Consider the following 20,995-nt stretch of genomic DNA (forward strand, 5'->3'; position numbering starts at 1 on the left):
TGCAATCACCACCGATGTACCAATGGAGCTGCTCAACCGCGCGCGTTGCGGCACATGTCCTCGGTCAGCGGACGCCCGGTCGGCCAGGCGATCGTCTGGAAGGCGAGGGTGCCCTTCCCGGTCTTCCCCGCGGCCGGCGGGACGAGCCGGACGACGGCGACGGCCTTGTCGTACGGCGTGCCGTCGCTCTTGAGGCAGATCCAGCCGCTCGCCCCCTCCACCTTGGACTGGCCGCGCAGCCGCCGCCAGGTCTCCTTGATGTCGGCGAGCGCCGGGACCGTGCCCTTCTCGTCGACCCGGTCGGCGATGCCGGTGACCGCGGTGGTGGCCGCGTCGAACATGGTGATCGTGCGGCCGTCGGTGAGGTCGACGGTGCCGATCCCGGTCCGCCCGCCGATGAGGCCGGTGAGTTTCGCGAGGTCGTCGGGGGAGCCGCCGGTCGCCGGGCGGTTCTTGGTGGTGGCCTTCCAGGCGTCCGGATGGGTGATGGTCGCGTACTCGACGGTCAGCCCGGCGCCCCGGGTGAAGGCGCCCCAGTCGAGTTTCGGGTCGAGGGTGATCGTCGAGGCGCCGGAGACGGTGACGACGCGGATCGGCCGGTCCATGCAGCCCCGGTCGCCGAGCGCCTTGATCAGGTTGGCGAGGGCGGGCGGGCGGCCCGCGAAGTAGACGGTGGTGGCCTTCGAGTCGCAGATGTTGCCGACCATCTGCCGGAAGTCCCGGTAGAGCACCTTCTCCGCGTCGTACGTCTCGGGGCCGCCCGCCGCGCCCTTCGTGACCTCCTGGAAGGCGTCGCGCAGGGACCGGGAGTAGAGGTCGTCGCTGTTCTCGTCCTGGATGAGAAAGGTCTTGGACCGGTCGCCGCCGAGGTAGTGGCTGAGGGCCTGGGCCTGGTCGCGGTTGGAGGGGACGACCTTCACGAGGCCGGGGTAGGTGCCGCTGTCGTCGTTCGCGAGGTTGGTCGCGGTGATCGGGCCGCCCACCACCGGGATGCCCTTGTCCTTGGTCAAGTAGCCGATGGTGTCCGCGTTCTGACGGACACTCAGGTTGAAGCCGAAGACGACCCGCAGCCGGTCCTCCGTCCCCGTCATCTCGCCGAGCCAGTCGGCGACCCGCGTCCCGTGGTCCATCGCGCGCCCCGGGTTGGCGAGGACGAGCCGGACGCCGATGTCCAGGTCGTCGACCTTGTTGGCCCGGTACTGCGCGAGGTAGGCGCCCTGCACCTCGCGCAGGATCTGGTCCCGGTCGGCCTTGCTGTCGGCGGCCGGGGTCATGGGGATCATCAGCGCGACGGTGGCGTACGGCTTCTTCCCGCCCGTCACCTCGTCGTTGAGGTCCTTGATCGCCTTCGACACCTGGTCCAGCTCGGAGATGTAGACGTGGCCGCCGTCGCTGACGCCGACGCACTCCCCGCCCTCCTTCACGAGCCGTTCGTTGCCGCTCTGGCAGTAGTCGGGCAGGTCGGCGGCCCAGACGAGAGCCGTCAGCGCGCCCGCGCCCAGCAGCACGCACAGCCCGAGGAGGACGTTGCGGACGATGTCCACGAAATGGGTCCGCAGCACCAGCCAGACGCCGGCGCCGAGAGCGAGGAGCAGGACGATCGGCCCGCCGATCAGTACCGGCGACGGCCAGAACTCGGGTGCCACGTCAGTGATCCCTTCTGGCGATGGGGAGTTCGGGGACCCGCCGGCCCCGGGCGAGCAGGACGGGCCAGCGGCGGGCGGCGTCGGTGGTGGCCAGTTCCTGGTCGCCCGGGTCACCCGGGCCGCCCTGGTCGTCGTAGGCGACGTCGAAGCCGTTGAGCAGTTGCCGCAGCCGGTTGTCGGGGCTCTCCGGGTCGTCCGTGTACAGGGAGGAGAGCGTCGACACCCCCCACAGCAGGTCGAGGAGGCGGCCGATCGCGCGGTGCCGGTCGTCGGGGTGCGGGCCCTGGCAGGCGGCGCACAGCGCGGCGGGCCGCGGGCGGTGCCCGTCGTGGCCGGCCGGCGGGTGCGGGGCCGCGCACACGGTCTGGACGGTGGCCAGCCAGCCGAGCCGGCCGGTGTCCCTGAACGCCGTGTGCAGGCCGGCGATCGCCTCCTCGCGGCGGCCGAGGGCGAGCGTGTGGTGCAGGTGCGCGGCGCTGCCGGGGGCGTGGCGGTCGCGGGCGGCGGTGTGCAGGGCCGTCCAGCGCGCGGGGCCGGCCTCGGTGCGCAGGTGGTGCAGGAGGAGTTCACGCAGGGTGCGGTCGCCGATCGCGGGGTGCGCGGAGTCCGGCCAGGAGGCGCGGTACCAGTGGTCCTCCTTGAGGAGTTCGCGGATGCGGTGGTGCTGGTCCGGGTCGTACCCGGGCAGGTGCGGCACGTCCTCCGCGCGCAGCGCCACCGCCCACGGCAAGAGGGCGTCGATGAGGGCCCGGTCGGGGACGAGGTAGCGCAGGAGCGCGGCGGTGACCGTGCCCTCCTGGTCGGTGCCCGCCGGCGGCCGGCTCAGCAGGGTGGGGCCCAGCTCCTGGGGTTCGGCGGTCAGCAGGACCGTACGGCGTCCGGTGCGCAGGGTCTCGCGGGCGGCCTCGATCAGCGGGTGCGCGCAGCCCGCCCGGCCGGCGCTGATCTGCTCGACGAGGTTGGGCAGTCCGCGCGGGCAGGGGGCGCCGAGGGCGGTGGCGATGTTGTCCGCGCCGAGCGCGGGCGCCCGCAGCCACACCTGCCAGGCTTCCCGGCGGTCGCTGCGGGGGCTGTGCCAGACGAGGGTGCCGAACTGGGGGACGCCCAGCGGGTGGGGGTGCTTGGGGGTGGCGGGCCGGGGGCCGGCGCCGAGCCGGGTGGCGACGATCACGGGACGGGTGACCTCGGCGCCCTTCGCGTTCTCGGGGCCCGCCGCCCGCGCGTAGGCGGTGAGCAGGACGTCGAGGAGGCGACTGCCGGTGGGGGTGTGCGTGTTGTCCAGGAGGATCAGCGGGAGGGGGCGGACGCGCCAGTGTCTTCGGCGGTAGTGGGCGTCGATGTCGGCGAGGAACGCGGCGGCGAGCCGGGCCTCCAGAACGCGGCGGGCCTCGGCGGGTACCTGGAGACGCAGGCTCAGGAACACCCAGTCGAGAAGTTTCCTGATGCCGGAGCCCTGTATCCCGTGCAGCTCCTCGTCCCACCACTTCAGCGCCGGCTGGTCCAGCTTCGCGCCGCCGCGCTCACCGGCCTGCTGGATGATCCGCTGGAGGAGTTCCTCGACCGGGCCGAGTCCCGGCGCGAACGCCGTCACCAGCGGGATCGCCGCCGACACCCAGGCGGCGAGCGTGTCCCACAGGGGGCGTCCGCCGTCCGACAGCGCGACCTCCAGGTCCCGCAGCCGGTGTTCGAGACGCTGGAGGTCCGCCAGCGGGGGGCCGTCCGCGTGCTCGGCGGAGAGGGGTTCGTACAGGGTCGTCGCGGCCATCAGGCCGTAGGTGAAGCGGGGGAACTCGACGCGGCCGAACTTCGGTACGTCCCCGTTGAGTTCGTGCACCAGCCAGCCGAGCGCCGCGAGCGGGCGGGAGGTCAGCGGGTTCGCCTGGTCGGGGGGCGGGGCCATGCCGACCGGCTGAGCGCCGGGCATCGGCCATTTCGCCACGTGCAGCCGGCCCACATGGGCGTCGTGCAACTGCTCGCAGACAGCCGTCCTGCCCGTGCCGCGCCCGCCGTGCACGGTGATCACCGGGGCGCCGCGCGGGTACCCGGAGGCGGTTCCCGTGCCGCGCGGACCCAGGCCCACGGCCGCGGGGACGAACGTGTCGACGAGTTGCTCGTATCCGTGGAGTGCACGGTGCGCCATCCATACCCCCGTTGAGATGCGCGCTGCGGAGTACCCCCTGAGATCACGTCAATTCTCTCTCAATACCGTGGTGTTGACTCCGTAGTTGCTTGACTGGGGTGGTTACGAATAGGTGAAAGGGGCTGGAGTGCACGACCTTGCGGAGTCGATCGAGTCGATGGAGCAACTCGCGTCCGGTTGGCGGACGTTGACACTCGACCGGAATCCGGACGCCGACGTCCGCGATCTGCCGGGGATCGCCGTGCGGTGGGCCGAGAGCCGGTTCCTGTTCTGGAACTGCCTGACGCTCACCGAGACCGGGGTCCGACCCGCGCTCCTGGAGCGCCGGTTGGGTGAGGCGGCGGACGTCATGCGGGCCAAGAAGCGGGGCGGGTTCCTGTGGGTCTTCGAGGAGTTGTTGAGTGAGGACGCCCGTGCCGCCCTCGCCCCGGCCGCCGGACAGGCGGGCCTCACCTACGCGTTCCCCGGCACCGGGATGGCCGGCGACCTGCTGCCGCTGCCCGAACCGACCCACCCGGAGCTGACGTTCGCCCGCGTCACCGACGACGAGCAGCTGACGGCGTACGCGGACCTCAACTCCCGTGCGTACGGCTTCGATCCGGACGACGGCCGGGACGGGCTGGTCGGGTCCGCGCTGTGGAAGAGCGGCGTGCACGCGTACCTGGGGCTGCGCGACGGGGTCCCCGTGACGTGCGCGGCGACCGTCGAGACGGACGGGCGGCTGTTCGTCGTCCTCGTCGCGACGGATCCGGCGTGGGAGCGGCGGGGGTACGGGGAGGCGGTGACGCGGAAAGCCTTGTACGAGGGTGGCCGGGCCACGGGGCTGACCCGGGCCACCCTGCACGCGACGGCGGCGGGGGCGCCGGTGTATCCGAGGATCGGGTTCCGGGCGAACTCGCCGATCTCGTTCTGGGCGTTGGGGTAACAGGGGTGATCGCGCAGGGAGTCGGGGATCGGCCGGGGCTCGGCTCCCGGCGGCTGGTCGAGGCCGAGCCCCAGGCCGTCAGTCGAGGCTCAGCTCCGGGCGGTACATCTCCAGCCACAGGGCCAGGTCGAGGGTGCGTTCCAGGCCGCGCCGCTCGGCCTGGCCGCTGACGGGCGTGTCGCGGTGGGCGAGGTCGCGCAGGCTGGACCTGTCGACGAGGTCGAACACCGGGTGGGCGGGGGTGGCGAGGAGGTCCTTGGCCTGGGCGCGCAGGGCGGTGGCGTACGCGGGGTCCTGGGTGGAGGGGTAGGGGCTCTTGACCCTGTCGTACACGGACTTGGGCAGCAGGTCGGCGGTCGCCTCGCGCAGGAGGCTCTTCTCGCGGCCGTCGAAGGACTTGAGGGACCAGGGGGTGTTGTAGACGTACTCGACGAGGCGGTGGTCGCAGAACGGGACGCGGACCTCCAGTCCTACGGCCATGCTCGCGCGGTCCTTGCGGTCGAGGAGGATGCGCACGAACCGGGTGAGGTGGAGGTGGGACATGCGGCGCATGCCGTACTCGAAGTCGCTCTCGCCGTCGAGGCGTTGGATGTTCTTCACGGCGCCCCGGTGGCTGTCGGCGACGTAGCCGTCGAGGTCGAGGGCGGTGCGCAGAGCCGGGTCGAGGGTCTCGGTGTCCTGGCCGAAGTGGCGGCCGAAGCTGACGAGCCAGGGGAAGGTGGTGCCCTTGCGGGCCTCCTCGTCGAAGAACTGGAGGTAGCCGCCGAAGACTTCGTCCGCCGACTCGCCGGAGAGGGCGACCGTCGACTCGGCACGGATCGCCTTGAACAGCAGGTACAGCGAGGCGTCCATGTCGCCGAAGCCGGCGGGCAGGTCGCGGGCCCTGATCACCTTCGCGCGGACCTCCGGGTCGGCGAGGGTCCGTGAGTCCAGGACGATGTCCTGGTGCTCGGTGTGCGCGGTGCGGGCGACGTCGTGCACGAAGGGGGTGTCGGGGGTGCCGCGCAGGTCGTCGGCGAGGAAGTGGTCCGCCTGGCCCACGAAGTCGACGGCGAAGCTGCGTACCTTCTCGCCGTGCTCGCCGAGTTGGCGTGCCGCGAGCGCCGTCATCGCGGAGGAGTCGAGGCCGCCGGACAGGAGGGTGCAGCGGGGGACGTCGGCGACGAGCTGGCGGCGGACGATGTCGTCGAGGAGTTCCCTCACCGTCGCGATCGTCGTGGCCTTGTCGTCGGTGTGCTCCCTCGTCTCCAGCTCCCAGTACACGCGCCGGTGCAGGCCCTCGCGGTCGACGGTGACGACGGTGCCCGGCTCGACCTCCGCCATGCCGTCCCACACCGCGTGGCCCGGCGTCTTGACCATCGTCAGCAGTTCGCGCATGCCGTCGAGGGTGACGCGGGGGCGGGCCAGGGGGTTGGCGAGGATCGCCTTGGGTTCCGAGCCGAACAGGACGCCGTCGGGGGTGGGGTAGTAGTAGAAGGGCTTGATGCCCATGCGGTCCCTGATCATCACGAGCTTGCTCTCGCGGGCGTCCCAGACGGCGAACGCGTACATGCCGTTGAGGCGTTCGGCGACCTCGTCGCCCCACTCCAGGTAGCCGTGCAGGACGACCTCGGTGTCGGAGGTGGTCGTGAACCGGTGCCCCCTGTCGGTGAGTTCACGGCGCAGCTCGGTGAAGTTGTACGCCTCGCCGGAGTACACCATCGCGACGTTCCCGTGAGGCGTCGGGAAGGTCATCGGCTGCCGTCCGCCGGGGAGATCGATGATGGCGAGCCTGCGGTGGCCGAGCCCCGCGGGCCCTTCCGCCCACACGCCCCTGTCGTCCGGTCCCCGGCACTCCATCGTCTCCGTCATCGCATCCAATACGGCGCCCTCGCCCCGCAGTTCCCGGTCGAAGGAGACCCAGCCAGCGATGCCACACATACACGTCCTCCACTCCGCGTCCCTGCCGGGCACCCCGTCTCACCAGCGCGTCTCCACGCCGGAAGCACACCCGCCCAGGAAACAAGTTGCATCTACCACTCACTTCCGAGCGTGCGCCGCGGATCATCACCGGTCAACCCGCCCGAAACAAAGGAGCCTCGGGCAACCACCACCTTTCGGCCCGACTTTGCCGACGCCATGCCTTCACCCTCGGTCTCCACCAGGCCCCCACCCACCGAGAACCGGCCACAAGCAAAAACTTCCCCTCGACGGGGGTGCTGCCGGGTCGCGACGATCATGCGAGGGAGCGCTAGGTGGAACTACTGACCTTCCTACGCAATGTCGTCCCCGGGCACGGGTGACGCCGGTGTGCGTGGATACCGTTCCGGGTATGTCTGGCGATCTTCCGAAGGGCGCTCTCACCGACCCCGCGTTCCTGGTCACCGCCGAACCCGAGCGGGTGATGGCGCTGCTGGCTCTCGCCTCGGGGGACGCCGAGTCGCTGGCGGCGGCTGTGTACCGGGCTTCGCTGAGCGTTCACCGGGACGCCGAGGCCGGGGTGCGGCGGCAGGTTCTGGCCGTGGACGCGGCCCGGTACGGGGACCGGGGGTTGTCGGAGCGCATCGCCGCCGTCGGGATTCCGGGTGTGCCGGGAGCGGGGTGGCGGGTGGAGTGGGCCACCGGGGCGCAGGTGCATCCCGGGTTCCTCGGGACGCCCGAAGGCACCGCGTCTCTCGTCTCCTCCGTGCGTGGCCAAGAGGTCGTCGTCGACGAGCTTGGTGTCAGGGTGAGTTGTGCGAGCCCCGACTCCCTGCCCCGGGTTCTGGGTCCCGGCGATCAGGTCGGCGTGCTTCCCGCCACCGGCAAGGCCGGGCCCGCGTTCTACCACCTCGACTCCCATGGGCCCTACGTCCTCGGCGGTGACGAGAAGCGGGTGGCCGTGTGGGACCTCCGCACCCGGGAACTCGTGGGCGAGCTGGAGTCCGAGGACGACGATCTGCTCTCGTGGGCCGTCGTCGGCATCGACGGCCGGCCGCATGTCGTGACCGGGAGTTTCCTCGGCGAGGTCGAGGTGTGGGATCTGGCCGACCGCCGGCGGGTGCAGGGGATTCGGGGCGAGGACGCCGAGCTTCGGGTGATGGCCTCGGCGACGGTCGGCGGGCGGCCGTACGTCCTCGCCGTCGGCTGCGATCCGTACGTGGGGACGCCGCTGCGCACCACCGCCGTATGGAGCCTGGACCCGCTCCGGCAGATCGACCGTCTGCCGGTCGGCGCGGAGACGATCGGTACGGCCGACCTGGGTGACCGCTGCCATCTCGTCCTGGACGACGCCGAGTTGTGGGAACTCAACCCTGCGGGCCCTGTGGGCGACCGGCGCCCGGGGCACGCCGCCGCGGTGACCGGAGTCGCGACGACGACCCTGGACGGCCGCCCCGTGGCCGTCACCGTCAGCTCCGACGAGACCCTCCGCCTGTGGGACCTCGCCACCGGCACCCCCGTCGGCTCCCCCCTGTCCGCCGACACGAACGACTACGACGGCATGACACACGTACGGACGACCCTCGTCGAGGGCCGCCCCCACGCCGTGACCCGGCACGACAGCGGTTATGCCGAGTACGACCGCGCGTGGGACCTGACGACCGGCGAGGAAGCGGCTGTCCCGCCCCCGCACACGCCCGAACCGTCCACGGTGGACGTCGCCCAACGGCAGGTCCGCCTCTGGGACTCCACGAGGAAAACCCTCCTGGCCGACCTCGCCTTCCCCCACCCCGTCGGCGCGGCGGCCCTCACCCCGACCGGCCGACTCCTCGTAGGCTTCGGCGACGACATCGCCGTGCTGTCCCGGGTCTAGGGCGCTTCTGATGGATCTCCGTGGGAGAAGGAGCGGCGTTCGGTGCGTGCTCTCGGGGGGCCGCGGGGAAGTCCTCGATGGGGGTCCCCCCGCTCAAGCGAAGTCGCGAGTGGGGGAGGCGCTACGGGGGCTTTCGCGCGGTGCGGCGAGTGGGGGTCCCCCCTGCTCGGAGAGCTTGGGGGAGTGCCGAACGCCGCGACGCCGCGGAGATCCATCAGAAGCGCCCTAGCCCTGACAGCGCCCCGCACCCGCCCCGGAGTCCTGTGCCTCTCCCCCTCGAAGACCGCCTGGCCATCCACGAGTTGATCGCGCTGCACGGTCACCTGGTCGACGACGGCGACCTCCACCGCCTCGACGAGCTGCTCACCCCCGACATCGTCTACGACCTCGACGACTTCGGCCGTTCTCCCCTGATCGGCATCGCCGCCTTCCGGGACGCCGCGCTCGCGCTGGGGCCGGCGAATCCCGTCGCGCACCATGTCACCAACGTCGTCGTGACCGCCTCGGACGCCGACAGCGCCCAGGTCCGTTCGAAGGGCCTGGGCGTGACGGTCGACGGCTCCTGCGGGTCCGTCACCTATGACGACGTCGTGGTCCGCACCCCGGACGGCCGGCGGATCAGTCGCCGTCGGGTGTCGGCCCGCCGGGTTCCGCTGAACGGGGCCCGGGAACCCGGCAGTTGACGGCTCACGCCGCGTTGCGTTCCGCTGCCTCCACCACGTTCGCCAGCAGCATCGCCCGTGTCATCGGCCCCACTCCCCCGGACATCGGCGCGAGCCACCCCGCCGTGCGGGCGCAGTCCGGGGCGACGTCGCCGACGAGGCCCGAGTCCGTGCGGGTGGTGCCGACGTCGAGGACGGCCGCGCCGGGGCGGAGCATGTCGGGGGTGACGAGGCCGGGGACGCCGGCGGCGGCCACGACGATGTCGGCCTCGCGGACGTGCCAGGCCATGCCCTTGGTGCCGGTGTGGCAGAGGGTGACGGTGGCGTTCTCGGAGCGGCGGGTGAGGAGGAGGCCGATGGGGCGGCCCACGGTGACGCCTCGGCCGATGACGCAGACCCGGGCGCCCGCGAGGGGCACTTCGTGGCGACGGAGGAGTTCGACCACACCGCGCGGGGTGCACGGCAGGGGCGCTTCGACGCCCAGGACCAGGCGGCCGAGGTTGACGGGGTGGAGCCCGTCCGCGTCCTTCGCCGGGTCCATGCGTTCGAGGACGGCGTTCGCGTCCAGGTGCGCGGGGAGCGGGAGTTGGACGATGTAGCCGGTACAGGCGGGGTCCGCGTTGAGGCGGTCCACCGCCTCCTCGACCTGTGCCTGCGTCGCGTCCGCAGGGAGGTCGACGCGGATCGAGGCGATCCCGACCTGGGCGCAGTCCCGGTGCTTGCCGGCGACGTAGGCGCGACTGCCGGGGTCGCCGCCGACGAGGACCGTGCCGAGACCGGGCGGCGGGGCGCCGGTGGCGGTCAACTTGGCGACCCGGTCGGCGAGTTCGGTACGCAGTGCGGCGGCGGTGGCCTTGCCGTCGAGCAGTCGCGCTGTCATCACGTCCCCCCTCTCACCCACGCAGCCGGGACATGGTCGGGTCGAACAAGGGCTCCTCGGCGACGACGGCCTCGACGCGCCGGTCGAAGTAGCCGATCCGCAACGCCGTTCCGGGCACGGCGAGTTCGGCGGGGAGCCAGGCGTACGCGATGCCCTTGCCGATCGTGTAGCCGTACGCGGCGCTGGTGACGTACCCGACGGCGCGCTCCCCGTCGTACACGGGCTCCTTGCCGAGGACGACGTCGTACGGGTCGTCGATCGTCAGGCAGGTCAACTTCCGCTGGACGGAGGTCTTTCGGCGTTCCAGGGCGGCCTTGCCGATGAAATCGCCCTTGTCGAGCTTCACGGCGAAGGCGACGCCCGCCTCGTAGGGGTCGTGCTCGTAGGTCATGTCGGTGCCGAAGGAGCGGTAACCCTTCTCCAGGCGGAGGCTGTTGAAGGCGCCGCGGCCGGCGATGACGCCGCCCAGGGGTTCGGCGGCCGTGCGGAGGGTGTCCCAGAGTTTCGGGCCGAGGTCGGCGGTGGTGTAGATCTCCCAGCCGAGTTCGCCGACGTAGGACAGGCGCATCGCGGTGACCGGGACGCTGCCGATGTGGGCCTGTTCAGCGCGGAAGTACTTGAGGCCGTCGTTGCTGAAGTCGTCGTCGGTGAGGGGCTGGAGGACCTTGCGGGCGAGCGGTCCCCACAGGCCGATGCAGCAGGTCCCGGCGGTGATGTCGCGGACCTGGACGGTGCCGTCGGCGGGGAGGTGGCGGGTGAGCCAGTCGAGGTCGAGGTTGCCGTTGGCGCCGATCTGGAAGCGGTCGGTGGCGAGGCGGGCGACGGTGACGTCGCTGCGGATGCCGCCGCCGTGGTCCAACAGCAGCGTGTACGTCACCGAGCCGACCGACTTGGCGACCTTGCTGGTGGTCAGGGTCTCCAGGAAGGCGCCCGCGCCGGGGCCGGTGACCTCCAGGCGTTTGAGGGCCGTCATGTCGTACATGGCGACGGTCTCGCGGGTCGCCTGGGCCTCGGCGCCGACGATCGGGGACCAGTACTGGGCGGCCCAGTCGTTGGGGACGGGGATGGAACGGCCGTCCAGGAGCGCCGAGTTGGCCTCGTACCAGTGCGGGCGCTCCCAGCCGTTGGCCTCCAGGAAGAACGCGCCGTGCGCCTGCTGCCGCTCGTAGAACGGGCTGGTGCGGATCGGGCGGGGGTCGCCGGAGGGCTGGAGCGGGTGGAGGATGTCGTAGACCTCGACGAAGTTCTGGCAGTCGCGGGCGAGGACGTACTCCGGGGTGAGCTGGTGCGGCTCGAAGCGGTTGACGTCGCACTCGTGGAGGTCGAACGACGAACAGTGGCCGTCGACGAGCCACTCGGCCATCGCGCGGCCGACGCCCGCCGAGTGCGTCACCCACACCGCCTCGGCGACCCAGAACCCCTTGACGTCCCTCGACTCGCCCAGCAACGGGAAGTTGTCGGTGGTGAAGGAGAACAGGCCGTTGATGCCCTCGTCGACCTTGGCGTCCTTCGTGGCGGGCAGCAGGGACTGCGTCTCGGTCCAGGCGTCGGCGAAGTCGTCCTCGGTGAACTCCAGGACGGACGGCATGGGTCGGTCGTCGCCGAAGGTGAGGATGTCGTCGGCGGAGACCGGCATGGGGCGGTGGCCGTAGGAGCCGATGCCGATGCCGTCGTAGCGGTCGCGGTAGTAGAGGTCGGCGTCCTGGTGGCGCAGGATCGGGCGGACGGCCTCCTCGGTCTGGCCGGCGAGGGCGGGGACCGGGCCGGTCCAGGCGAGCTGGTGGGCGAGCGGGGTCAGCGGCAGGTTCATGCCGGCCATGCGGGCGATCTTCGGGCCCCAGACGCCGGCGCAGCACACGACGATGTCGGCGTCGAGGTCGCCGTGGTCGGTGCGGACGCCGGTGACGCGGCCGGCGTCCTGGAGGATGTCGAGGACCTCGTGCCGGGCGAGGAAGCGGACGCCGTTCCCGGTGGCGCGGCGGATCTGGGCCTCGACGGCGAGGACGGCCTTGGCGAGGCCGTCGGTGGGGACGTAGAGGCCGCCGAGGACCCTTGCACGGTCCAGCAGGGGGTGCTTGGCCACACACGCGTCCGCGTCGATCAGCTCGGCCTCGACGCCCCAGGCGGTGATCCAGCCGTGCCGGCGCTTCAGTTCGGTGAGGCGCTCGGGGGTGGTGGCGACTTCGAGGCCGCCGACCTGGAGGAAGCAGGGCTTGCCGTCCACGTCCAGGGAGCAGAACTTCTCCACCGTGTAGCGCGCCAGCTCGGTCATCGCCTTGGAGGAGTTGGTCTGGAAGACCAGTCCCGGGGCGTGCGAGCTGGAGCCTCCGGTGGCCGGCAACGGACCCTGGTCGACCACCGTCACATCGGTCCAGCCGCGCTGCGCGATCTCGTCCGCGAGCGCGGCGCCGACGACGCCTGCTCCGATGATGACCACTCGGGGTCCCGTCATCGCCGCACCTCCGATTGAGTTGCTTCGTACGCAACGCACTTCAGGTTGCGCAACTCAATGTGCCCGGCGGGCAAGGGGGTGTCAAGAGGGCCGGTGACGCCGGAGAACGCCCTCCTGGAAACAGCAACGCCCGGTGGGCGAAGCGCATTTGAGCGCTCCGCCCACCGGGCCCTCCAGCAGGGCTACTTGAGCCAGGCGGCCACCTTCCGCCGGTTCGCCCCGACCCATTTCTCCGCCGCCGCCTCCGGTGTCATCCGGTCCACCGCGATGTACTTGGCGACGAGGTTCTGGTCGTCGTTGGTCCAGTGGAAGTTCTTCACGAGGTCGTAGGCGGGAGACCCGGACTTCGCGAACCGGGTGCTGACGATCTTGTCGAGGTCGTACAGGGGGTAGTCGCAGGCGACGTTCTCGGCGTTCGCATCACAACCGGCCTTGTGGGCGGGCAGGTCGACCTTCACCAGGGGGACTTCCGTCAGGAACCACTGCGGCTCGTAGAAGTAGCCGATCACCCATTCCTTGTTCTTCTCGGCCTTGCGGTACGCCTGGATGAGCGCGGTCTCGCTGCCCGCGTACACCACCTTGAAGTCCAGCTTCAGGTTCTTGACGAGCGCTTCGTCGTTGGTGACGTAGGAAGGGTCCCCGTCGAGGAGCTGGCCCTTGCCGCCGGACTCCGAGGTCCTGAAGTTCGCGGCGTACTTGTCGAGGTTCTCCCAGTTCGTGATGTCGGGGTGGGCCTTGGCGAGCCACGGGGGCACGTACCAGCCGATGACGCCCTTGTTGCCGGTGGAGCCCGCCCGGACGGCGGTCTTCTGGTCGGTGATGTACTTCTTCTTCAGGTCGTCGTGCGCCCAGTTCTCCAGCACCGCGTCCACCTCGCCGGTTCCGAAGCCCTGCCAGGCGATCTCCTCCTTGAGGTCTTTCTCGACGACCTCGCAGCCGAGATCCTCGCGCGCGACGTACGCGACGACCGCCGCGTTCGCCTGGATGCCCACCCAGGGGCCGACCGCGAGGTTGAAGGTGCCGCACTTTCCGTGGGCGCCCGCGGCGGGGGCCATGTCGCTGACCTTCGCCCCCACGCACCCCGTGAGGGTCAGAGACAGCGCGGCAGCGCCCAGTACAGCTCGCCTCAGTCGTGTCATCGGGTAGCCCTCCGCGCGGCGGCCTGCGTGATCCGGTCGAACATGATGCCGAGCAGCACGATCGCGAGCCCGGCGGCGAGCCCCTTGCCGTACAGCCGGCCCTGTGAGAACCCGGCGACGACGTCGTAGCCGAGGGCGCCCGCGCCGACCAGCCCGCCGATGACGACCATCGACAGGACGTAGATCAGGCCCTGGTTGACGGCGAGGGTCAACGCGCCGCGCGCCATGGGGAGTTGGACCTTGGTGACGAGCTGCCAGGTCCCGGCGCCTGCCGAGGTGGCCGCCTCGACGGTCGCCTCCGGGACGTTCCGCACGCCGTCCGCGATGATCTTGATGGCGACGGGGGCCGCGTACACCACGGCGGCGACGATCGCCGTGAACCGGGTCGCGCCGAACAGCGCGAGGAACGGCACCAGGTACACGAACGCGGGCATCACCTGCGCCGCGTCGAGGGAGGGGCGCAGCACCCGGTCGGCGGTGCGGCTGCCGCCCATCCAGACGCCGAGGACGACACCGAGGAGCATCACCATGACGGTCGCGACGGCCGTGGACGCCAGCGTCGTCATCGTGTCCGACCACAGGCCCGTGCCGACCAGCAGCCCCACGCAGACCGCCGTCGTGATGCCGGCGCGCAGGCCGCCGAGGACCGCGCCGGCGGCGACGAGGGCCGCGCCGACGAGCCACCACGGGGAGTCGGTGAGCAGCGCCTGGAAGGGGTTGAGGAGGCCGGTGGTGACGGCGTCCCGGAAACCGTTGGTCAGGCCGGAAAGGTGGTCCTGCGCCCAGGTCGCCGCGGAGTCGGCGGCGCTCGCGATCCGCCCGCCGGTCTGCCCGCTGCCGGGGAACCGCGCGGCCCAGACGTAGGTGTGGGACACGTAGACCATGAAGGCGACACCCGCCGCGCCGGCCGCGATCAGGTGGCGGCGCCACCGGAACCCGGTCCGCTCGCGCTCGGCGGCGGCCGTGGTGACCCGGTCCAGGACGATCGCGAGGACGACGATGGCGAGCCCGGCGTTGAACGCCGTCCCCACGTCGAGGGACTGGAGTGCCGTGACGACGGTCCTGCCGAGACCGGGCGCATCGATGAAGGCGGCGATGGTGACCATGGCGAGCGCGGCCATGATGGTCTGGTTGACGCCCACCACGACGGTCCGGCGCGACATCGGCAGCAGCACCTTGCGCAGCGCCTGGCCCCGGGTCGCGCCCAGGGACTCGGCGGCCTCGACGCTCACCGACGGGACGGTGCGGATGGCGTGCGCGGTGATGCGGATCGCGGGGGGCGCGGCGTAGATGACGGTGGCGATGGTCGCGGAGGCCGGGCCGATCAGGAAGAACAGGGTCAGCGGGGCGAGGTAGACGAAGGTCGGCATCGTCTGCATGAAGTCGAGGAACGGCGTCATGATCCGGTCGACCCGGTCCGACAGCCCGGCCCACACCCCGAGCGGTATCCCGACCAGCAGCGCGAGGAGCACCGCGGAGAGGGTGAGGGCGAAGGTGTCCATGCTCTCCTGCCACAGGCCCTGGAGCCCGAGGAAGGTGAAGCCGGCCGCCGCGAGCAGCGCGACCCGCCAGTTGCCGACGGCCCAGGAGACGAGGGTGACGATCCCGACGACCCCGAACCAGCCGATCTGCGGGACGGGACGGCCGTCCGCCGGCTGGGAGATCAACTCCTGGACGAAGAGCACGAGATGGGAGATCGCCGAGCGGATGTCGTTGAAGAAGTAGAGGAACAGGGGGTTGGAGTCGCGGTTCGCGCCGACGGAGTCGTTGACGTCGTTGAACCACCGGTGCAGGTCGGTGAGTTCGGCCGCCGCGAGGGACAGCGTCTGCTCGCCCTTGAACACGGCGAACAGCAGCAGCCACCCCACGAGAACGGCCGCGACGGCCCGGGGCCGGGTGAACCTCAAGGGTGACGGGGCGTCAACCTCCGGCGCCTGTGGGGGTGTTGCGGGTTTCTCCAGAGTCGTCGTCATCGACCGGCCACCACCGCGAGGATCTCCTCGTCCCCGACGATCCCGAGCAGCTTCCCGTTCTCGACGACCTTCACGGGCTTCTCGGCGGCGAGCACGGCCCGGGTGGCCTCGCGGACGACGACGTCGGGCCCGAGTTCGGGGCCGTCGAGGGCGTCGCCGTCCTGCGCGGGGCGCATGATCCAGCGCAGGGTGAGGACGTCGCCGCGCGGTACGTCCCGCACGAACTCGCGGACGTAGTCGTCCGCCGGGGCGCCGACGAGTTCGTCGCCGGTCCCGCACTGGACCGTCTTGCCGTCGCGCATGATGAGGATGCGGTCACCGAGTTTGAGGGCCTCGGAGAGGTCGTGGGTGACCAACACCATGGTCTTGCCGACCTCGCGGTGCAGGCGGATCACCTCGCTCTGCATGTCACGGCGGATCAGCGGGTCGAGCGCGGAGAACGGTTCGTCGAGGAACAGCACCTCGGGGTCACCCGCCAACGCCCGTGCGAGACCCATGCGTTGCTGCATACCGCCGGACAACTGGTCGGGGTAGGCATTCTCGTACCCGGCGAGACCGACCAACTCCACGACCTCCAAGGCCCGTTGGATGCGCTCGGCCCGGCTCGTGCCGCGTATCTCCAGCCCGAAGGCGACGTTGTCGAGGACCTTGCGGTGGGGCAGCAGCCCGAAGTGCTGGAAGACCACGGAGAACTTGCGGCGGCGCAGTTCGCGCAGCCGGGCCGGGTCGGCGTCGCGGATGTTCTCGCCCTCGAAGACGATCTCGCCGGAGGTGGGTTCGATCAGCCGGGTGAGACAGCGCACCAGGGTGGACTTGCCGGAGCCGGACAGGCCCATGACGACGAAGACCTCACCGGGGGCGACGTCGAAGCCGATGTCCCGGACGGCGACGGTGCAGCCGGTGCGGTCCATGAGTTCGCGGCGGCCGAGACCGCTCAGCTCCTCGGAGCCGGGGACCTTGTCGGCCTTCGGTCCGAACACCTTCCACAGGTCACGTACGGAGATCACCGGGGTCGAGTCCTCGGGTGTGCCGCGCCGCTGCGGCACCTCGGTCTGCGTGGGGAGCACAGTCGGACCTCTTTTCAGGTGTCCCGGCGCCTCAGCCGCTGAACCAGCGCTGGGGCCGGGGTCGGATGTTCTGCCAGATATGCCGGGGCTCCCGGTATTCGTCCAGGCCGGTCGGTCCCAACTCCCGGCCCACTCCCGAGCGCCCGAAGCCGCCCCATTCCGCTTGCGGCACATAAGGGTGGTAGTCGTTGATCCACACGGTGCCGTGGCGCAGCCGCCGGGCGACCCGCTGCGCCTTCCCCGCGTCCTCGGTCCACACGGCTCCCGCGAGCCCGAACTCCGTGTCGTTCGCGATGCGTACGGCGTCGTCCTCGCCGGTGAAGCACTCGACGGTGAGGACAGGGCCGAAGGACTCCTCGTGCACGACGCGCATGTCCTGGGTGCAGGCGTCGAGGACGGTCGGCGGGTAGTAGAAGCCACCCGCGAGCACGGGGTCCGTGGGCCGCTGTCCGCCGCAGCGCAGGACGGCGCCCTCGGCGATGCCCGCCGCGACGTAGGCCTCGACCTTCGCGAGATGCCGGGCGGAGATCAGCGCGCCGGTCTCGGCCTCGGCGTCGAACGGGCCGCCCAGGCGGATGAGTTGAGCCCGCCGGACGACCTCGTCGACGAACCGGTCGTGCAGGGAGTCCTCGACGACGAGGCGGGCGCCTGCCGAGCAGACCTGGCCGGAGTGGAGGAACACGGCGGTGAGCGCGAAGTCGACGGCCGTCTCGAAGTCGGCGTCCGCGAACACCACGTTGGGGTTCTTGCCGCCGAGTTCCAGGGCCGTCTTCTTGACGGTCGCGGCGGCGCTCGCCATCACGCGCTTGCCGGTCTCCAGGCCGCCGGTGAAGGAGACGAGGTCGACGTCGGGGTGGTCGGCGAGGGGGGCGCCCGCCTCGGCTCCGGCGCCGAGGACGAGGTTGGCGACGCCCGCCGGGAGGCCGGCTTCTTCGAGGGCGCGCATGAGGAGGATCGCGGTGGAGGGGGTGAGTTCGCTGGGTTTCAGGACGAACGTGTTGCCCGCGACGAGAGCCGGGGCAACCTTCCAACTCGCTTGCAAGAGCGGGTAGTTCCACGGGGTGATGAGTCCGCAGACACCGACGGGGGCGTATTCGACGCGGCTGATGGCGTCGTCGCGGCCGGTGTCGATGACGCGGCCCGCGCTGGTGCCCGCGAGGCCGGCGTAGTAGCGCAGACAGGAGACGACGTCGGCGATGTCGTACTCACTCTCCACGAGCCGCTTGCCGGTGTCGAGGGACTCGGCGCGGGCGAATTCCCTGGCGTCCCGCTCGATGAGGCCGGCGGTGCGCGACAGGACGGCGCCTCGGTCGCGTTCGGGGGTGCGGGGCCAGGGGCCGGTGTCGAAGGCGCGGCGGGCGGCGGCGATCGCCGCTTCGGTGTCGGCGCGGGTCGCCTCCGCGACGGTCGCCACGAGGGAGCAGTCGGCGGGACATCGGATCTCACGGCGGCCTCCGGCGGCCGAATCCCGCCATTCACCGTCCACATACAGGTCTGCCACGGGTGGAGCCCTTCGAGTGAATTTCGTTGCGTATTGTGCACCATATTGCCCGCTATGGAACTGTCTTAGCGTCCTGGTGCAGGTGCCCTGCACAGTGCCCCAACTTTCTTCACCTCCCGAATTCGAACAGCAACGCCAAAGAGAACGTAGACTCACAGTCGATCAACACGGATAAATTCCCTGAACGAACGACAGATTGGGGGGCGGCCATGGTCTGGTTCCTGCTGCTTAGCGCCATTTCCGCCGAGGTGATCGCCACCTCGTTCCTGAAGCTGAGTGACGGGTTGACCAAACTGCTGCCGAGTCTGGTCGTCGCGATTTGTTACATCTCCTCGTTCACACTGCTGGCACAGGCGCTCAAAAAAATGGAGCTGGGCATTGCCTACGCGATCTGGTCCGGCCTCGGCACCGCCGCGATCGCGGTCATCGGGATGGTATTCATGAATGAATCGGCGAACACAGCCAAAATCCTGGGGATTGCTCTGATTATTGGCGGAGTAGTACTGCTCAACCTGACCGGGAAGCACTGAGCGAGCGTTCCACGCACGATAGGCGGGCAGGGTCACCCTGCCCGCCTGTCGGCCTCGATATCGTCACGCGTCGGCGGACGGCCGCTCCCACGGCGGCATGCCCGTGTACGCGCGTCCGACGAGGGACACCCATCGGTGCACGGAGTCCTCGATCGGCGCGAACGGTCCGGGACGGTAGTGCTCCGAAGTCAGCCCCCGCTGGACGGATTCGCAGGCATCCCAGTCCTGCAGGTTGATCCGGTGCCAGAAGGCAACGGGACTGTCGTCGAGGACTCCGTCCACGGCGTACCAGGAGCAGTTGACGGTGGAGTGGTCCGGGGAGTGCGCCACCAGGTGGTGGATCAGCACATAGTCGGGGTGGAGCGAGATGAACAGGTTGGGGACCAGCGCGGCGTAGAACACCCGGTGCTGGTCGACGCCGGCCAGGATCGCGCCGCCGGCCCGACCGTCCATCGACATGGTCTGCGCGCCCTCTGCCAGGTCCATCGTGCCGCCGACCCAGGCTCCCGGCTCATCCGCGATGTAGGCGGCGCTGTTGGGCGGCGCCACGGCGGTCAACTCGGGGTGGATGTGCGGGCAGTGGTAGCACTCCTGGTAGTTCTCGACGATGACCTTCCAGTTCGCCGCCACCTCGTAGGTGCGCGTGGCGGCCAGCTTCAGCCGCTCGGGCGCGTACGGCGCGACATGCCCGGCGAGCGCTCCCAGGTATTCAGGGAAGGTCGCGGCGTCGCCACTGGCGTTGACGAAGACCCATCCGTGCCAGACCTCGGACGGGAGCTCGATCAGCCCGTGGTCCTCGGGCAACTCCGGGAACCGGGGTGCCGTGCGCAGCGAGCCGTCCATTTTGAACGTCCAGGAATGGTACGGACAGTGCACCACTCGCTTGCTCGACGAGCAGCCGTCGCCCAGTAGTTCGTGTCCGCGGTGCCGACAGGTGTTGGCGAACGCGGCGATCCGGTCACCCTCCCTGGTCAGCAGAACCGGTACGGTTCCCACCTGCTTGGCGTACTGGGTCGCTCCCTCGGGGAAGATCTCCTCCACCCGACCGAGGCAGCTCCACGTGCCGGCGAACAGGTGGCGCTGCTCCCAGGCGAACACCTCGGGCGCGGTGTAGGCCGCCGCCGGCAGCATGCTGGATTTCCCGAACGGCCCGGTCACACGGTGCAGTTGGTCGAGAGGCAGCGGTGCCTGCGGCCAATCACCTGGTGTGGTCGTCGTCATCAGGCGTCCCCTCCGGTAGTCAGGCGAGTGAATGTCTCGGTGTGTGCTGCGGTCATCACGGGCGCGGGTCCTCCCGAACGGTCCTGGCCGGATCCCGCTCGACGACCGGATCCAGAATCTCGTCGATCTGCGTGAGCAGTTCCTTCTCCAGGACGACGCCTGCTACCGCAGAGTTCTCGATCAGTTGCTTCGGGTTGGACGCGCCGACGATCGCGGAGGCGACATTGGGGTTCTGCAACGTCCAGGCCACCGCGAGCTGCGCCAGAGTCAACCCGGCCGACTCCGCCAGCGGCCGCAGCTTCTGGACCCGGCCGAGGACCTCGTCGCGCATGAACGGATCCAGCCACTTGCGCCCCTCCGGATCAGCACCGCGCGATCCGGGGGGCGGCTGCTGACCGGGCAGATATTTTCCGGTCAGTGCGCCCTGGGCGATCGGCGACCAGACGATCTGTCCCATACCCAGCTCCGCGCAGGTGGGAATCACCTCGGATTCGATCACCCGCCACAGCATGGAATACTGCGGCTGGTTGGCGATCAGCGGAATGCGCAGTTCCCGGGCGAGCCGGTGCGCGGCGCGGATGTCCTCGGCACGCCACTCGGATACCCCGACATAGCGGACCTTGCCCGCCCGGACGATGTCGTAGAACGCCTCCATCGTCTCTTCGAGCGGCGTCTCGATATCGAACTGGTGGGCCCAGTAAATGTCCACGTAATCGGTCTGCAGACGGCGCAGAGATCCGTCGATCGAGTCCAGAATGTGCTTGCGGGACAGGCCGCGGTCGTTGGGCCCGGAGCCGGTCGGCCAGTAGACCTTGGTGGAGATTTCCACCCCCGCCCGGCGCTGCTGGGCCAGCGCCCGCCCCAATACCTCTTCGGCACGGGTGTCCGCGTACATGTCCGCGGTGTCGAAGGTGGTGACTCCCGCGTCGAGTGCGGCCTGCACGCAGGCGGACGCGACATCCTCGTCGATCTGCTGGCCATGGGTGAGCCAGTTGCCGTACGCGATCTCGCTGACCATCAGGCCGCTTTTGCCGACATGACGGTGTTTCATCAATTCTCCTCGAAGTCGTTGTCGCCCACCAGGAGT

The 20,995-nt window shown here is 70.4% G+C and carries 15 protein-coding genes; 4 read left to right on the plus strand and 11 right to left on the minus strand.

Features of this window, described 5'->3' with window-relative positions; genetic code table 11:
- Window positions 1-32: 32 nt before the first annotated feature.
- Together ACLZOT_RS11870 and ACLZOT_RS11875 are read right to left on the minus strand one after the other, a co-directional pair.
- A complete protein-coding gene (locus ACLZOT_RS11870; RefSeq protein WP_416968778.1) occupies window positions 33-1,646 on the minus strand; it encodes an ABC transporter substrate-binding protein in 1,614 nt (537 codons plus the stop codon).
- Between the two features lies 1 nt (window position 1,647).
- Entirely contained in the window at window positions 1,648-3,786 is a 2,139-nt protein-coding gene (locus tag ACLZOT_RS11875; RefSeq protein WP_416968779.1) for a hypothetical protein, read from the minus strand.
- Window positions 3,787-3,913: 127 nt separating this feature from the next.
- Between ACLZOT_RS11875 and ACLZOT_RS11880 the strand changes: the two genes are divergently transcribed.
- Window positions 3,914-4,711 (plus strand): GNAT family N-acetyltransferase, encoded by a 798-nt coding sequence (locus ACLZOT_RS11880; RefSeq protein ID WP_416968780.1) that lies wholly within the window; start codon window positions 3,914-3,916, stop codon window positions 4,709-4,711.
- Between the two features lie 78 nt (window positions 4,712-4,789).
- Here ACLZOT_RS11880 and asnB read toward each other — a convergent pair whose 3' ends face one another.
- A complete protein-coding gene (asnB, locus tag ACLZOT_RS11885; RefSeq protein ID WP_416968781.1) occupies window positions 4,790-6,631 on the minus strand; it encodes an asparagine synthase (glutamine-hydrolyzing) in 1,842 nt (613 codons plus the stop codon).
- 391 nt (window positions 6,632-7,022) lie between these two features.
- Here asnB and ACLZOT_RS11890 point away from each other — a divergent pair, with 391 nt between their 5' ends.
- Window positions 7,023-8,483: a WD40 repeat domain-containing protein gene (locus ACLZOT_RS11890; protein WP_416968782.1), complete on the plus strand. Its 1,461-nt coding sequence runs from the start codon at window positions 7,023-7,025 to the stop codon at window positions 8,481-8,483.
- Between the two features lie 263 nt (window positions 8,484-8,746).
- Window positions 8,747-9,166 carry a nuclear transport factor 2 family protein gene (locus ACLZOT_RS11895; protein WP_416968783.1) on the plus strand — a complete coding sequence of 140 codons (420 nt, stop codon included), beginning with the start codon at window positions 8,747-8,749 and terminating at the stop codon, window positions 9,164-9,166.
- 4 nt (window positions 9,167-9,170) lie between these two features.
- Here the strand turns inward: ACLZOT_RS11895 and ACLZOT_RS11900 are convergent, their stop codons facing one another.
- The 6 genes from ACLZOT_RS11900 to ACLZOT_RS11925 form a co-directional block, all read right to left on the minus strand.
- Window positions 9,171-10,025, minus strand: coding sequence for a bifunctional methylenetetrahydrofolate dehydrogenase/methenyltetrahydrofolate cyclohydrolase (locus ACLZOT_RS11900; RefSeq protein ID WP_416968784.1), 855 nt, complete (start codon window positions 10,023-10,025; stop codon window positions 9,171-9,173).
- Between the two features lie 13 nt (window positions 10,026-10,038).
- On the minus strand, window positions 10,039-12,477 hold the full coding sequence (locus tag ACLZOT_RS11905; RefSeq protein WP_416968785.1) for a GcvT family protein: 2,439 nt from the start codon (window positions 12,475-12,477) through the stop codon (window positions 10,039-10,041).
- Window positions 12,478-12,659: 182 nt separating this feature from the next.
- On the minus strand, window positions 12,660-13,616 hold the full coding sequence (locus ACLZOT_RS11910; protein WP_416968786.1) for an ABC transporter substrate-binding protein: 957 nt from the start codon (window positions 13,614-13,616) through the stop codon (window positions 12,660-12,662).
- On the minus strand, window positions 13,613-15,589 hold the full coding sequence (locus tag ACLZOT_RS11915) for an ABC transporter permease (RefSeq protein ID WP_416968787.1): 1,977 nt from the start codon (window positions 15,587-15,589) through the stop codon (window positions 13,613-13,615). The genes ACLZOT_RS11910 and ACLZOT_RS11915 overlap by 4 nt, the downstream gene beginning before the upstream one ends.
- On the minus strand, window positions 15,586-16,656 hold the full coding sequence (locus tag ACLZOT_RS11920) for a quaternary amine ABC transporter ATP-binding protein (protein ID WP_416968788.1): 1,071 nt from the start codon (window positions 16,654-16,656) through the stop codon (window positions 15,586-15,588). The genes ACLZOT_RS11915 and ACLZOT_RS11920 overlap by 4 nt, the downstream gene beginning before the upstream one ends.
- Before the next feature lie 31 nt (window positions 16,657-16,687).
- Window positions 16,688-18,157, minus strand: coding sequence for an aldehyde dehydrogenase family protein (locus ACLZOT_RS11925; protein ID WP_416968789.1), 1,470 nt, complete (start codon window positions 18,155-18,157; stop codon window positions 16,688-16,690).
- A gap of 209 nt (window positions 18,158-18,366) precedes the next feature.
- Here ACLZOT_RS11925 and ACLZOT_RS11930 point away from each other — a divergent pair, with 209 nt between their 5' ends.
- On the plus strand, window positions 18,367-18,687 hold the full coding sequence (locus ACLZOT_RS11930) for a DMT family transporter (protein WP_416968790.1): 321 nt from the start codon (window positions 18,367-18,369) through the stop codon (window positions 18,685-18,687).
- Between the two features lie 63 nt (window positions 18,688-18,750).
- On the opposite strand, the gene ACLZOT_RS11935 is transcribed toward ACLZOT_RS11930, so the two are convergent.
- Both ACLZOT_RS11935 and ACLZOT_RS11940 read right to left on the minus strand, forming a co-directional pair.
- Window positions 18,751-19,908, minus strand: a complete 1,158-nt coding sequence (locus ACLZOT_RS11935) for an aromatic ring-hydroxylating oxygenase subunit alpha (RefSeq protein ID WP_416968791.1) — start codon at window positions 19,906-19,908, stop codon at window positions 18,751-18,753.
- Between the two features lie 55 nt (window positions 19,909-19,963).
- Window positions 19,964-20,959, minus strand: coding sequence for an aldo/keto reductase family protein (locus tag ACLZOT_RS11940; protein ID WP_416968792.1), 996 nt, complete (start codon window positions 20,957-20,959; stop codon window positions 19,964-19,966).
- Window positions 20,960-20,995 lie beyond the last annotated feature (36 nt).

The sequence above is a fragment of the Streptomyces sp. 4F14 genome (assembly GCF_048159485.1).
Lineage (GTDB): Bacteria > Actinomycetota > Actinomycetes > Streptomycetales > Streptomycetaceae > Streptomyces.

Excerpts from the sequence above, each read along its gene's own strand:
- ACLZOT_RS11875 (WP_416968779.1), bottom strand. The coding sequence starts at position 3,786 with ATGGCGCACCGTGCACTCCACGGATACGAGCAACTCGTCGACACGTTC.
- asnB (WP_416968781.1), bottom strand. The coding sequence starts at position 6,631 with ATGTGTGGCATCGCTGGCTGGGTCTCCTTCGACCGGGAACTGCGGGGC.
- ACLZOT_RS11935 (WP_416968791.1), bottom strand. The coding sequence starts at position 19,908 with ATGACGACGACCACACCAGGTGATTGGCCGCAGGCACCGCTGCCTCTC.
- ACLZOT_RS11905 (WP_416968785.1), bottom strand. The coding sequence starts at position 12,477 with ATGACGGGACCCCGAGTGGTCATCATCGGAGCAGGCGTCGTCGGCGCC.
- ACLZOT_RS11900 (WP_416968784.1), bottom strand. The coding sequence starts at position 10,025 with ATGACAGCGCGACTGCTCGACGGCAAGGCCACCGCCGCCGCACTGCGT.
- ACLZOT_RS11890 (WP_416968782.1), top strand. The coding sequence starts at position 7,023 with ATGTCTGGCGATCTTCCGAAGGGCGCTCTCACCGACCCCGCGTTCCTG.
- ACLZOT_RS11940 (WP_416968792.1), bottom strand. The coding sequence starts at position 20,959 with ATGAAACACCGTCATGTCGGCAAAAGCGGCCTGATGGTCAGCGAGATC.
- ACLZOT_RS11915 (WP_416968787.1), bottom strand. The coding sequence starts at position 15,589 with ATGACGACGACTCTGGAGAAACCCGCAACACCCCCACAGGCGCCGGAG.
- ACLZOT_RS11930 (WP_416968790.1), top strand. The coding sequence starts at position 18,367 with ATGGTCTGGTTCCTGCTGCTTAGCGCCATTTCCGCCGAGGTGATCGCC.
- ACLZOT_RS11910 (WP_416968786.1), bottom strand. The coding sequence starts at position 13,616 with ATGACACGACTGAGGCGAGCTGTACTGGGCGCTGCCGCGCTGTCTCTG.